At 45.8% G+C, this 14,141-nt stretch carries 12 protein-coding genes and 1 other annotated feature; all 12 genes read left to right on the forward strand.

Features of this window, described 5'->3' with window-relative positions; translation table 11 throughout:
• Nucleotides 1-253 precede the first annotated feature (253 nt).
• The 12 genes from EYS13_RS02875 to hydG all read left to right on the forward strand — a co-directional run bounded on the left by EYS13_RS02875 (nucleotide 254) and on the right by hydG (nucleotide 13,920).
• Nucleotides 254-904, forward strand: coding sequence for a potassium channel family protein (locus tag EYS13_RS02875; RefSeq protein WP_227765751.1), 651 nt, complete (start codon nucleotides 254-256; stop codon nucleotides 902-904).
• Nucleotides 905-907: 3 nt separating this feature from the next.
• On the forward strand, nucleotides 908-1,744 hold the full coding sequence (locus EYS13_RS02880; RefSeq protein WP_227767780.1) for a TrmH family RNA methyltransferase: 837 nt from the start codon (nucleotides 908-910) through the stop codon (nucleotides 1,742-1,744).
• Between the two features lie 163 nt (nucleotides 1,745-1,907).
• Nucleotides 1,908-2,160 (forward strand) — a binding site (T-box leader).
• Between the two features lie 47 nt (nucleotides 2,161-2,207).
• Nucleotides 2,208-3,230 carry a phenylalanine--tRNA ligase subunit alpha gene (gene pheS / locus EYS13_RS02885; protein ID WP_227765753.1) on the forward strand — a complete coding sequence of 341 codons (1,023 nt, stop codon included), beginning with the start codon at nucleotides 2,208-2,210 and terminating at the stop codon, nucleotides 3,228-3,230.
• A gap of 19 nt (nucleotides 3,231-3,249) precedes the next feature.
• The gene (gene pheT / locus EYS13_RS02890; protein WP_227765755.1) at nucleotides 3,250-5,676 is read left to right on the forward strand and encodes a phenylalanine--tRNA ligase subunit beta; all 2,427 of its coding nucleotides are present in this window, start codon (nucleotides 3,250-3,252) and stop codon (nucleotides 5,674-5,676) included.
• Between the two features lie 62 nt (nucleotides 5,677-5,738).
• Nucleotides 5,739-6,008: a cell division protein ZapA gene (locus tag EYS13_RS02895; RefSeq protein ID WP_227765757.1), complete on the forward strand. Its 270-nt coding sequence runs from the start codon at nucleotides 5,739-5,741 to the stop codon at nucleotides 6,006-6,008.
• A gap of 121 nt (nucleotides 6,009-6,129) precedes the next feature.
• Nucleotides 6,130-7,863, forward strand: a complete 1,734-nt coding sequence (gene polX / locus EYS13_RS02900) for a DNA polymerase/3'-5' exonuclease PolX (protein ID WP_227765759.1) — start codon at nucleotides 6,130-6,132, stop codon at nucleotides 7,861-7,863.
• Nucleotides 7,863-8,459: a DNA-3-methyladenine glycosylase gene (locus EYS13_RS02905; protein ID WP_227765761.1), complete on the forward strand. Its 597-nt coding sequence runs from the start codon at nucleotides 7,863-7,865 to the stop codon at nucleotides 8,457-8,459. The genes polX and EYS13_RS02905 overlap by 1 nt, the downstream gene beginning before the upstream one ends.
• Before the next feature lie 131 nt (nucleotides 8,460-8,590).
• Nucleotides 8,591-9,541 carry a Nif3-like dinuclear metal center hexameric protein gene (locus EYS13_RS02910; protein ID WP_277998243.1) on the forward strand — a complete coding sequence of 317 codons (951 nt, stop codon included), beginning with the start codon at nucleotides 8,591-8,593 and terminating at the stop codon, nucleotides 9,539-9,541.
• A gap of 109 nt (nucleotides 9,542-9,650) precedes the next feature.
• Nucleotides 9,651-10,694, forward strand: coding sequence for a [FeFe] hydrogenase H-cluster radical SAM maturase HydE (gene hydE / locus EYS13_RS02915; RefSeq protein ID WP_227765767.1), 1,044 nt, complete (start codon nucleotides 9,651-9,653; stop codon nucleotides 10,692-10,694).
• Between the two features lie 255 nt (nucleotides 10,695-10,949).
• The gene (locus tag EYS13_RS02920; protein WP_227765768.1) at nucleotides 10,950-11,201 is read left to right on the forward strand and encodes a TM1266 family iron-only hydrogenase system putative regulator; all 252 of its coding nucleotides are present in this window, start codon (nucleotides 10,950-10,952) and stop codon (nucleotides 11,199-11,201) included.
• A 42-nt stretch (nucleotides 11,202-11,243) separates the two neighbouring features.
• Nucleotides 11,244-12,470 (forward strand): [FeFe] hydrogenase H-cluster maturation GTPase HydF, encoded by a 1,227-nt coding sequence (gene hydF, locus EYS13_RS02925; RefSeq protein ID WP_227765770.1) that lies wholly within the window; start codon nucleotides 11,244-11,246, stop codon nucleotides 12,468-12,470.
• Nucleotides 12,471-12,501: 31 nt separating this feature from the next.
• Entirely contained in the window at nucleotides 12,502-13,920 is a 1,419-nt protein-coding gene (gene hydG, locus EYS13_RS02930) for a [FeFe] hydrogenase H-cluster radical SAM maturase HydG (protein ID WP_227765772.1), read from the forward strand.
• Nucleotides 13,921-14,141: the final 221 nt, after the last annotated feature.

Below are 14,141 nucleotides of genomic sequence, written 5' to 3' on the forward strand. Positions count from 1 at the left end.
TCCGCCGGTCCTAAAGGATTGGAATTTTACGCATTGTGCAAGCACAACGCTAGAAATTCTGGCAAGCTTATAAGCTTGGGGCAAGCCAAGTTTTCTTTAGCTATTTAGAGGCGAGTAAGCCAAGCTTTTTTAATTTCTTTACTGCTTGATTCTAATTTTAGGGTACAATAATAAATAAGTCTCGTATTTGAACTTTTCTACTTTTGGAGCTTGAACATGAAATTAGAAACGATTTTGTAGGAGTGTCTTTAGCATGAAGGAATTTGCCATAATAGGATTAGGAAGGTTTGGCACCAGCCTGGCCAAAACCCTTGTCAACCTTGGTCATAGTGTGCTGGCAATCGATTCCTCGGAAGAGAGAGTACAGCAAATCTCAGAGATTGTTTCACATGCAGCCCAGGCCGATGCTACTGATGAAGAGGCGCTAAAAGCTTTGGGAATACGCAATTTTGATGTAGTGATTGTAGCAATCGGGCAGGATATACAAGCAAGCATTTTAGCAACTATTATATTAAAAGATTTAGGGGTTAAGACTGTTATTGCCAAGGCGGTCAATGAACTCCACGGTAAAGTACTGGAGAAGATCGGTGTAGACAAAGTAGTATATCCGGAGCGGGATATGGGAAATCGCCTGGCTCATGCTTTAACAACTTCCAATGTTTTGGATTACATGGAGTTGACGCCTGATTATAGCATTGAGGAGATTGTAGTTCCGGAGAGGATGCATGGTAAGTCCTTAGGAAATCTGAATTTGAGGGCAAAATACGGTATATCAGTTATTGCCATTAAAAAGCCGGGAGGGTGTCTAATACCGGGCCCTGGGGCTGATTCAGTTTTTGAACCGGGTGATGTTGCGGTGGTCATTGGGACACGTAAGGGACTGAAGCATCTGGAGGAAAAGTAGTTGGTGGTTAAAAGAATTACTTCAAGACAAAACCAGTACGTAAAACTGGTTAAACTTTTAAGACATCGAAAGGGCCGGGAGGAAAAGGGTTTATTTCTGTTGGAAGGTTTCAGGAGCCTGGAAGAAGCAGCAAAGGCCGACTTTCAATTAGAGGTGGTGTTGGTTTCCACGGATTTTAAAGCGAGCGCTCAAGTTGAGGAGGTTGTTGCTTCTTTCAGTGAAAAGACACCAATATGCGAGGTACCGGCCCAAATTTTTGCCGAATTGGCGCTTACGGAGAGCCCGCAAGGGGTCTTGCTGGTTGCTCACAAAAAAAATTTTACGCCGGAGCAACTACTCTTATCCTCGCATCAATTGCTGGTCGTAGCCGACGGCATTCAGGATCCTGGCAATTTAGGGACTATTATCCGTACGGCTGCGGCAGCCGGTGCCGGAGGACTGTTTTCAACCAGAGGTTGCGTTGATTTGTACAACCCCAAGGTAATAAGGGCAACCATGGGTGGCATTTTTTATTTGCCTACGGCAGCAATTCAAGATAACTTTTATTTAATTGATGCCCTTAAAGAGAAACATTACAAGCTGGTTGTGGCTGATCTGAGCGGTCAGACCAGCTACTTCGACGCCGATTTGCAGGGACCGGTGGTGCTCATCATCGGCAACGAAAACAAAGGACCGTCCGCCGAGTTTTTACAAAATGCTGACCTAGTAGTAAAAATTCCGCTGCTTGGTCCGGTGGAATCATTAAATGCCAGTGTGGCTGCAGGCATTTTGATTTACGAAGCGGTGCGCCAACAAAGCATGCCAATTTACCCTTCCTTGCCAAATAAAGATCAAGTATGATATAATCTGCTTGAGTAAAGTTCCCCCAAAAAACAGCAGGAAAGGTTGTGGTGCTTTTGTTGATACCCGCCGAAATTTTTTGGAGGATTTTTGAAAAAACCGGTTCCATTGCAGCTTATATTATGTACCGCAGGCTGTTGGTACAGTAAAAAGAAGGTTAACGCAAAATGTGATGAACGGGAGAGTAGTAGACTTAAACCTTGCCAGGGAGATGGTACCATGGACTGAGAGTACCATTAAGGTTTGACCTATGAAGTTCGCCCGGGAACAGCAAACTGAAAGCCGGAAGCCTAGGATGCTCCCGGGAAAGTAGGTAAGACGGTTTTCCACCGTTAACGGAAATGGTTGATTAACCGCAGAGAGAATCTTAGTGATTAATTTGGGTGGTACCGCGGAAGATAGCTTTCGTCCCTTAGGATGAGGGCTTTTTTATTTTATATCTAAGTTTCGAAGGAGGATATTGATGCGGTCAAAACTGGAAGAAATCAGAAAAAACGGCCGGGAAGAATTGGAGCATGCTCAAAGCCTGGAAGTTTTAAATGATTTGCGCATTAAATATTTGGGGAAAAAAGGCATCTTAACACAGGTGCTGCGCGGGATGGGAGCATTATCTCCCGAAGAACGGCCATTAATAGGGCAGTTGGCGAACCAGATCAAAGATGAATTGGAAAAGCTGATGACAGCCAAAAGTGAGAGTCTCGGAAGAGAAGCCCTAAGGCAAAAATTAGCCGCTGAGACTATAGATGTAACCCTGCCTGGGCGATTTTTTCCGCTGGGACATAAGCATCCATTGACTCTGGTTTTGGATGAAATCAAATCAATTTTTACGGGCATGGGCTTTACAGTGGCTGAGGGCCCTGAAGTTGAGCTGGATTACTATAATTTTGAAGCCTTAAATTTGCCAAAAGATCACCCGGCCAGGGATATGCAGGATTCCTTTTACATTACTGAAGAAATGCTTTTAAGAACCCATACCTCGCCGGTCCAGGTACGTGTAATGCAGGGGATGACTCCGGAACTGCCAGTGAAAATTATTGCACCCGGAAAAGTGTACCGGCGGGATGATGATGCTACTCATTCCCCCATGTTTCATCAGGTCGAAGGTCTGCTGGTCGACAAAAGGGTAACATTTGCCGATTTAAAAGGTACACTGCTTGCCTTTGCCAGGCAGATGTTTGGCGAGGACAGACAGATCCGGCTGAGACCTAGTTATTTCCCTTTTACCGAGCCCAGTGCGGAAGTGGATATATCATGTTTTAATTGCGGTGGCCAAGGGTGCAAGGTATGTAAGAATACAGGATGGCTTGAGATTTTAGGGAGCGGAATGGTTCACCCTAAAGTATTGGAAATGTCGGGTTATGACCCGGAGCAAGTTAGCGGCTTTGCTTTCGGTATGGGGGTTGAAAGAATAGCTATGCTGAAATATGGGATTGATGACTTGAGACTGCTGTTTGATAACGACCTCCGGTTTATCGAGCAGTTTTAAATAATGGGAGGTAAACGGTATGCAAGTATCTATGAAATGGCTTAAAGATTATGTGGCAGTGGAGTTGTCTTCCAAAGAACTGGCCCACAAATTAACAATGGCCGGTATACCTGTGGACGGTGTAAAGCAATTGGGAGAAGGCATTACCAATGTTGTGGCAGGGGAAATCATAGATGTTAGGCCTCATCCCCAGGCTGATAGGCTGGTGATATGCTCTGTTAAAATAAGCGCTTCCGGTGGGCCTCTGGCTATCGTTACAGGTGCCAAAAACGTAAAAGCCGGTATGAAAGTGCCGGTAGCACTAGTGGGGGCAACTTTGCCCAATGGTGTTCAAATTGAAAAAGCAGTATTCCGGGGCGTTGAATCTTTTGGCATGCTTTGTTCAGCCCAGGAATTGCAGCTTGATCCGTCAGGACTCCCTGAGGATGAAAAACATGGCATTATGAGCCTGCCGCCAGAGGCGGAGCCAGGTATGCCCGTGCAGCAAATTCTGGGTTTGGATGACGAAGTTTTAGAATTGGATCTGACGCCCAACCGGGCTGATTGCTTGAGTGTGATTAACATAGCCCGTGAAGTGAGTGCTATCACCGGTGCAGAACTAAAGCTCCCGCAGATTAATGAAGAAGGGGTAAGCTCTGAAACTGAGCAAATGGCTGCAGTGGAAATTAAGGCCCCGGATCTGTGTGGACGCTACATTGCGAGAGTTGTAAAGGATATTAAGATCGGCCCTTCTCCTGCTTGGTTAAGGCATCGGCTGGAGGCAGCCGGGATGCGTTCCATCAACAATATCGTCGATGTTACTAATTTTGTCATGCTGGAGATGGGGCAGCCTTTGCACGCTTTTGATTACGACAAATTAGCTGGACACCAAATAATTGTCCGCCGTGCCAAGGATAAAGAAACGATGTTCACTTTAGACGGCCAGAAGCGTCAGCTGGATGAAGAAATGCTGGTTATTGCCGACGCGGAAAATCCGGTGGCAATTGCCGGGGTAATGGGCGGTTTGGAATCGGAGGTTACAGTCAACACTAAAACAATACTTCTGGAATCAGCCCATTTCGATGGCGCCAGCATCAGAAAAACCTCCAGAAAACTTGGGTTGCGCTCGGAAGCTTCCAGCAGGTTTGAAAAAGGGGTAAATATTGACGGCGCTTTAGCTGCAGTAAACCGGGCTGTAGATTTAATCGAACAGCTGGGAGCCGGAAAGGCTGTGCCCGGTAAAATAGATCAGTATCCCATGAAGAGACATGAAACAGTAATTGCCTTAAGGCCTCACAGGGTCAATCAGCTCCTGGGGACCAATATCGGTGCGGAAGAAATTGTTAACATTCTTTGCCGGTTACATTTAGGAGTAACGTCAAGTGGGGATGAACTGCTGGTTAAAGTCCCTTCCTACCGTGGTGATTTAACTCAAGAAGTTGATTTAATTGAGGAAGTGGCCAGAATTCACGGTTATGATCTGGTACCAACCACTTTGCCGCAAGGCGCCATGGGACAGAGTAAGAAAAATATCAGCCAGCTGTTGGAAGAACGGGCCAAGCAAATTTTGCTCGCCTGTGGAATGACAGAAATCATTACTTACAGCTTTATCAGCCCGAAAGCTTTGGATAAAATTGGGCTGGAGGCCGCTCATCCTTTGAGGAACGTAGTAAAAATTAAAAATCCGTTAAGCGAAGAGCAAAGCGTTATGCGCACCACTCTTTTGCCTGGGCTTCTTGAGATTGCATCCCGCAACATCAACCGCAGGCAGAAAAATTTAAGCATATTTGAAAGCGGGCGGGTCTTTTGGCCTAAGGAAGCAGTAGCAGAGCTGCCTGTGGAAGAGAAGATGCTGGCCGGTTTGGTAAGTGGGGAATTAAGCAAAACATGGAATTGGCCTCAAGTAGAGATGGACTTTTATTACATGAAAGGAATCCTGGAACAGCTGCTGGCAGGTCTAAACAACCAGCAAGTGAAGTTTGTCCCCAGCAGCAGCTATAGCACTTTTCATCCCGGCAGAACTGCCGAGGTTTTCAGCGACGGCAGGAGGATCGGTGTAATCGGGGAAATCCATCCCGACGTATTGACTAATTACGGTTTAGAACAGAAAGCCTGTGCCTTTGAACTGCAAATCGCACTTTTAATCGACAATTTTGCTAAAGTAAAACAATACACACCACTGCCTAAATATCCGGCAGTAGAGCGGGACATGGCGTTGTTGGTACCCCATGGGGTTAGCTCGCAGGAAGTGGAACAGGTGATTGCTGCCGTTGGTGGAAATTACTTAAACAGCTACAGGTTGTTTGACGTATATAGAGGGAAACAAGTACCGGAAGGTTTCAAAAGTATGGCTTATAACTTAATTTACCAAGCCCACGACAGGACACTGACTGATGACGAAGTGCAGGCAATTCATCAGAAGATTGAGCAGGAATTGCAGGACCGATTTGGAGCTTATCTCCGGTAAGCAGGAATTCGCAAAAATATAGCGAATGAAAAAGAATATTGGCAAATAAAGGAGGGTTGCGTTTGCAACAGGAAAAAGACTACAAGAACAGGGTTTCAGTTAATATTTACAACTCGGAATACGTTGTCCGGGCAAACGAACCTTCTGATTACATTGAAATGCTTGCTGCGCTGGTAGACAGGAAAATGCGCCAGATCGGGCAAAGAAATCCAAACATGCCCGTTTCCAAAGTTGCAGTGCTGACTGCCTTGAATTTAGCCGATGAGCTTTGTAAATTACAAGAAGATTACGATGCGCTGGTAAAATTGATTGAAGAAGCAAAACGATCTTAACAAATAGCGCTTTACCTAAAGTGGTAAAGCGTTATTTTTAAATACCGCATTAATTGCCGCCATGGTGGGAAAATTATGGCCAGGCGGCGATTGTTTGCACCAATGCCTGGGGTGAAGAAATGTGACTAATTTGGAAATTGCGTGGATTTTTTCCGAAATAGCTGACCTGCTGGAATTAAAAGAAGAAAGCTCTTTTAAAGTCCGGGCTTATCGCAAGGCTGCAAAAACAATCAAGCATTTATCGGACGATTTAGGCAGCCTCTGGAAAAAAGGGAAGCTGACTGAACTACCGGGGATAGGCAAAAACTTAAGCGATAAAATAGCAGAACTTCTATCCACCGGACAATGTGCCTTTCACCAGCGGTTGAAAGAAGAAGTTCCGGTTACATTACGGGAACTTTTAGCTATCCCCGGTTTAGGGTCTAAGTCTGTGCGCTTAATCCATGAACGATTACATGTGAATAACATGGAAGAATTGGAAGCAGCGGCAAAGGAAAAGAAAATCCGCACTTTACCGGGGATGGGGAGCAAAACTGAGCTGAATATTCTGCGAAGTATTGAAATGTTAAAGCAGAATGCTCAAAGTGAAGTACCCATCGGTGTAGCATTGCCTTTGGCTAATCTATTTTTAAATGACTTAAAACGTTTGCCTGAAGTTACTGACGGGGCTATCTGCGGGAGTTTGCGCAGGGGTAAAGAGCTGGTAAAGGATATAGATTTGCTAATTGCTACCCGTAACCCCGACTTAGTAAGGCAAACAGTATTGAAACATCCCCAAGTGAAAGATATTATAACTTCCGGCAACGAAAAAAGTGCTGTTTTAACATGGTTGGGTGTAAAAGTGGAAGTTCGCACAGTGTCACCCGACCAATTTTGGTCTGCTTTACACCATTTGACTGGCTCCAAAGAACATCATGAAAGACTGAGGCAACGAGCAAGATCTTTGGGTCTGAAAGTCAATGAGTATGGCATTTTTCCCGAAGGCTCCGAGGTTAGTTTGGAGATAAAGGGGGAAGAGGATATCTACCGGGCTACAGGCGTTCCTTATATTCCGCCAGAGCTAAGGGAGGACAGCGGTGAATGGGAAGCTGCCCTGGAAAATGACTTGCCAAGACTGTTGGAACTTGAGGATATAAAAGGAGATTTACACCTGCACACTTCCTGGAGCGACGGAATCCACAGCATTGAAGAAATGGCCGACGCCGCCAGACGCAAGGGTTACGAATATATTGCCATAACCGATCATTCCCGGAGTTTGGGAATTGCCAATGGTTTATCTATCGAGCGTTTGCAGGAACAACATGCCCTTATCAAGCAAATGAATTCACAGTCAGCAGATTTGAAAATACTCACAGGGGTTGAGGCTGACATCTTACAAGACGGACGGCTTGACTACCCCGATGAAATTTTGGAGCAGTGCGATGTGGTTATTGCCTCCATTCATACAGGATTCCGGCAGGAAATGGAGAAACTTACACTAAGGGCTGAGGCTGCCTTAAAAAATCCATACGTACACATTTTGGCACATCCTACGGGACGTATTTTGGGCCGACGTAAACCATACGACATAGATTTGGACAGGCTCTTTCAACTAGCGAAGGCAGAGGGCAAGGCTTTGGAAATAAATTCTTCCATAGACCGGCTGGACTTAAATGCAGCACTAGCACGCCGGGCAGCCTACGAATTTGAAATACCGATTGTCATCAATACTGATGCCCATGATGTGTCGAGATTGGAGGAAATGGCATACGGGGTAACCACCGCCCGCAGAGGTTGGTTGACTAAGGAACAGGTAGTCAATACCAAATCCAAACTTGAGCTGGATAAATTTTTAAAACGGAGAAGAATCGAGTAATGTCCAATGTTTTTTGGGGGGAAAGATTAGGTTACGACTTTTTTGCCAGGGAAACTGCTCTGGTAGCCCGGGAACTTTTGGGGAAATGGTTGGTCCACCATGACAAAGAGGGCCTAACTGGCGGGATTATCGTTGAGACAGAAGCTTATTTGGGTATGGATGACCCCGCCTGCCACGCCGCAAGGGGCTGTACCCCGCGCAATCGAGTGATGTTTGGGCCTGCAGGAATCATTTATATTTATTTTATTTACGGCGTCCATTACTGTTTAAATGTGACAACTGCTTCACCGAAACAGCCGGAAGCAGTCCTTATCCGAGCGTTGGAACCTCGGGTTGGGCTTGAATTAATGGAAAGGCGCCGTAAGCGCGGCAAAGTTACAGAGCTCTGTTCCGGGCCAGGTAAACTGGTGCAGGCTCTGGGAATTACAAAACAGCTCAACGGTTCAAGCGCTTTAGAAGGTCCTATAGGTTTCTATGCAAATTCTGAAGGGGTAGAGAGGCCAATTACTGTTACAACCAGGGTGGGTATTTCCAAAGCAGTAGATTGGCCGTTAAGGTACTATCTCACAGGCAATCCCTATGTTTCCAGAAGTTAGGGGGGCACAAAATAATATTTCCATTAAAAGGAGGACTACCGGCAGCAATAATTGAATAATACTAAATATCATAATACTTTCGCAAGGAATTTTGGCGTTCTATTTGGAATATAAAATATGGGGTGAAGAAATTGAAGATAGCTGAAATTTATAAATTAATAGTACAAAAAGGAATGGAAGCAGACCCCAGGGGATTGGCCGAAGTGCAAAAACTATTAGATAAAAACCGCAAGAAGTTTGAAGAGCTAAAACCTGAGGAGCAAGCGGAGTTCGATCAGGAACAACTAAGTAACCCTTACAGCGATACTCGGGTGCTGTATGGCGACGATGAGAGAGAAGTAAAAACCATTTTGGCCGGTATCGACATTGAAATGGGTGAACTGCTTTTGGCTGAGCATTTAGCCGTCAAGGGCAAAAAGATCGACTTGGTTTTGGCCCACCACCCGGAAGGTAAAGCTTTAGCGGCTTTACATGATGTAATGCATCTCCAGGAGGATATTCTTTATAAATTAGGCGTTCCTATTAACATAGCGGAAGACATTATGTCCAGCAGGATCGCTGAAGTGAAAAGAGGGCTCTCGCCATTAAACCACAATAGAACGGTAGATGGGGCTAAACTCCTGGATCTGCCTTTAATGTGCGCCCATACTCCTGCTGATAACCTGGTGACCACTTTTTTGGATAGGCTCTTTGCAGAACGGAAACCGGAGACAGTAGGGGATATCATAAAAATATTAAAAGAAATACCAGAATTTAAAGAGGCAGTGAAAGTCAATGCCGGTCCAACGGTTTTTGTGGGCAGCAAAGAACGAAGGGCCGGAAAGATTTTTGTGGATATGACGGGAGGGACGGGCGGTTCTGAAGATGCTTACGCCAAACTGGCCGATGCCGGGGTTGGTACAATAGTAGGCATGCATATCGGGGAGAAACATCGCAAAGAAGCCGAGAAGGCCCATCTTAATGTAGTCATTGCCGGGCATATGTCCAGTGATTCCCTGGGTATGAATTTAATACTGGATGAGCTAGAGAAACAAGGTATAGAGGTCTTATGTTGCTCCGGACTTATTCGTCATAAGAGATAAAATTCGTACTACAACCTACCTTTCTTTTCTCGAGGTAGGTTTCTTTATTCTAAAGTTCGTTACATTTTTCACAACTTGGAATATAATTAAGAGGGGGGATTGTTCTGGGATGGAAGTGGCAAATACCGTGGCTAAGGCCGAAACAAGTCATAAATTGAGTAAAGACGAGATTATCTGCCTGCTTGCTGCAGAAGGAGATCGGGCAGAAAAGCTCTATCAAGTTGCTGATATTACTCGAGCGAAATATATGGGTGATGATGTTCACCTCCGAGGGATTATTGAATTTTCCAATTATTGCCAGAGAAATTGCTTGTACTGTGGCTTAAGGGCGGGTAACCAGCATCTCAGGCGCTATCGTTTGAAACCGGATGAAATACTGCAAATAGCCAAACAGGGCGCATTATTAGGATACCAAACCGTTGTGTTGCAGTCCGGCGAGGACCCGTGGTACGATGCCGCAACAATTGCCAGAGTCGTAGAAAAAATCAAAAAAGAACTTAACATCGCCATAACTTTAAGCATAGGGGAAAAAAGCAGGGAAGACTATCGCCTTTTCCGGGAAGCCGGTGCCGACCGTTACTTGCTTAAACATGAAACTGCTAATAAAGAGCTTTTTAAAGTATTGAGGCCGGGTACTGAGTTAGAGCGAAGGTTGGAATGTTTGAGCTGGTTAAAGGAGCTAGGGTTTCAAGTGGGGTCAGGTAATATGGTCGGGTTACCTGGACAGACAGTGGATGATTTAGCTGAAGATCTGCTGCTCTTAAAAAAGTTGGACGTGGAAATGGCGGGAATCGGCCCATTCATTCCCCATCCCAACACGCCGCTAGGCGGTTCAAAAGGGGGAACAGTGGAAATGACTCTGAAATGCCTGGCAGCAGCTCGCCTGCTTATGCCATTGACCCATTTGCCGGCTACCACTGCGTTGGGCAGCATTGACCAGCAGGGAAGGCAGAAGGCGCTCCGCGCCGGAGCAAACGTTGTCATGCCCAATATTACTCCTGGGGATTACCGCAAATATTATGAGATTTATCCCGGAAAGATCTGTGTTGGGGATAAACCTCAAGATTGCCGTTTTTGTATTGAGGGTATAATTTTAAGTCTGGGGAGAAAGGTGGGTACTGGACCTGGACATAGCCCGAAGTTTTTAAGTTAATTAATAGTCCAAAGCCTTGATTAATGCTTTTCATATAAAAAAATTAAACATGGTACAGCTTCTGACCGGAGTGGGCATCTGCCTGCCCGGAAGGAACAGTTGCTTTTCTAGGCCCTGCGATGACAGGTGGCAACACTGACTCAAGGGGGTGAAGGTATTATCTTGCCCTCTGTCAGGCCTGTCTTCCTTTGCGGGGAAACAGGCCTTTTTGCTTAGGTTGGCTTAAAAATCAATGTCGGGAAGAGGAGGTGGATTATGAGTGTCGGGCGACGAATCGGTGTAATAGGCATAGTTATTGAAGACAGGGAACAGGTTCCAAGGATTAACAACATATTGAGCGACTTTAATGAAGTTATTTTAGGCAGAATGGGGGTTCCTTACAGGGAAAGAGGTGTGGCCGTAATTTCGCTCATTGTAGACGGCAATACCGATGAAATAGGGGCCCTGACCGGCAAGCTGGGGCAAATCGGAGGTGTTCAAGTTAAGAGCGCTTTAGTCTCACGTTAGCTGCTGGTTTTTGCAGGTATTTTCTAGAAAGGGGATATGAGCATGCATGATGTTCCCAGGGGCAGTAGGCTGCATATTGCTTTGTTTGGACGGCGAAATGCCGGCAAATCCAGCCTTATTAACGCCCTAACCGGACAAGAGATTGCAATTGTTTCGTCCATACCGGGAACGACTACTGACCCGGTGTATAAATCTATGGAAATCCTGCCTTTGGGCCCGGTGGTGTTAATTGACACTGCAGGGCTGGATGATGAAGGCGAACTGGGTGAAAAAAGGGTGGAAAAGAGCATGGATGTGCTCTCTAAAACCGATTTGGTGCTGTTGGTAGTTGATGGGCAGCGGGGGATAGGTGAAATCGAACGGCAAATTGCCATGGAGGCTGCGCAAAAGCAAATACCGGTCCTTGGAGTGCTTAATAAATTTGACTTGCCAACAGTTTCTGAACAACAAACTCCCGGCTGGTTTGGGATTCCGTGGATCAAAGTGAGTACAAGAACGGGTCAAGGCATTGCAGAACTTAAACGACGGATGGTGGAACTGGCACCAAAGGATTGGTCCAGGCCTGAAATAGCTGGCGATTTGGTGCCCAAGGGTGGGTTGGCACTGCTGGTGGCGCCTATTGATTCTGCGGCTCCTCGAGGCAGGCTGATTTTACCACAGGTGCAAACAATTCGGGATCTGTTGGATCACGACTGCTTGACTATGGTAGTCAAAGAAAACGGGCTGAAAGCAGCATTAAGCAGCCTAGCGAAGCCACCTGCTTTGGTAATCACGGATTCTCAGGCTTTTCAACAAGTTAACGCAGATACGCCCCCTGAGATACCACTCACTTCGTTTTCCATTCTTTTCGCTCGATATAAAGGAGATTTGGCTGCATTGGTGGCCGGAGCCATGGTGGTGAAGAGACTGCAACCCGGTGATAAAGTGCTGATTGCTGAAGCTTGTACGCACCATAGGATGGCAGATGATATTGGCACTGTAAAAATTCCCCGCTGGCTGCGCCAAATCGTTGGAGGAGAACTGTGTTTTGAGTGGTCCAGCGGTATTGAACTGCCAAAAGCTCTAAGCCAGTATAAGCTCATCGTCCACTGTGGCGCCTGTATGATTAACCGCAGGGAAATGCTAAGCCGTCTCATGACTGCACAGGCAGCAGGTGTTCCAATCGTGAATTACGGTGTTTTGATCGCTTATTTGCATGGCATTTTACGTCGGGCGTTGGCACCGTTTCCTGATGTGCTGGCTTTACTTGATAAAAATGAAATTACTTAATACTGTGTTAATTCGTGGGGAGGTAATTAATATGCAAAAAATGCGAGCCGATTTTATCGATGAAAAACAAATCTATGCCTTGTTGGCAGAAGCCAGACATGCAAGCGATGATGCAGCTAGGGAGATTATTGCCAGGTCACGGGAAGCCAAGGGCTTAACACCCTGGGAATGTGCCCTCCTATTAAATCTTGAGGATCAGGAACTGCTTGCTGAGCTGTATCAAACAGCACAGGAGATAAAGGAAAAAATCTACGGTCGGCGGCTGGTGCTTTTTGCCCCTCTGTATATTAGCAATTATTGCATTAATAACTGCACTTATTGCGGGTACAGGCATGATAATAAGTTTGCCAGGCGTCGCCTGACCATGGACGAGTTGCGGGAAGAGGTCAAAATACTGGAATCCTTGGGGCATAAACGGATAGCTTTAGAAGCAGGGGAAGATCCACGCAACTGTCCCATCGACTATATTCTGGAGGCGATTAGGACCATCTACGAAGTGAAAGAAGACAAAGGCAGCATCCGGCGGATTAATGTGAACATTGCTGCCACTACAGTAGAAAATTACCGCCGCCTAAAAGAAGCGGGTATTGGGACCTATATTCTCTTCCAAGAAACATATCACCGGGAGACCTACGCAGCTATGCATCCGCAAGGGCCCAAACACGATTACGATTATCATACTACCGCCATGGACCGGGCTATGCAAGGCGGCATTGATGATGTTGGAGTTGGAGTACTGTTCGGTCTTTACGATTACAAGTTCGAGGTGCTGGCGATGCTGATGCATGCCTTGCATTTGGAAGAGACATTTGGCGTAGGGCCCCATACCATTTCAGTGCCCCGCTTGCGCCCTGCCCTTGGTGTAGATTATTCCAATTATCCGCATCTGGTAAATGATGCAGCTTTCAAAAAAATAGTTGCTATCTTGCGCTTGGCTGTTCCTTATACTGGGATAATTTTGTCTACCCGGGAACGGGCGGAGTTCAGGGATGAACTGTTGGATGTTGGCGTGTCCCAGATAAGCGCAGGTTCATGTACAGGGGTGGGTGGATATAAGCTGGAGCATGGCAATGATAGCGAGTTCGAAGCATATAATAATGAGGCGCCGCAATTTCAGGTAGAGGATCGTCGCAGCACTGACGAAATTCTGCGCAGCGTTTGCCTTTCCGGCTATATCCCCAGTTTTTGCACCGCCTGCTACCGCAGCGGCCGCACAGGCGACCGTTTTATGTCTTTAGCTAAAAGCGGGCAAATTCAAAATGTTTGCCAGCCAAACGCTATTCTTACTTTTAAGGAATTCCTGGAAGACTATGCTTCACCGGCCACGCGGGCAGTGGGTGAAGGTACCATTAAGCAGCACCTGAAACAAATAAGCAACTTGCAGGTCCGGAATATGACCCAACAACGTTTAAAATTAATTGAAGAGGGAGTGAGGGATTTGTATTTTTAATTCACTGCCTTACAGGTGGTAATCTTTTATCATTACTGGTATTACCGAATTTTTTTATTCCGAATGGCAGGAGTTGGCCATGATTTAGCGAATTTACACTAAAAATAATTTTTCAGAGTGTTATTAAAAAAACAAATTTGAGTACTGGGCTGCATATCATGATAAGAGGATAATGAAGATAGCTATTGTGAATGTAATAGCAAGCACGTATTTTGTTGGTT

The sequence above is a fragment of the Zhaonella formicivorans genome (genome assembly GCF_004353525.1).
Lineage (GTDB): Bacteria > Bacillota > DUOV01 > DUOV01 > Zhaonellaceae > Zhaonella > Zhaonella formicivorans.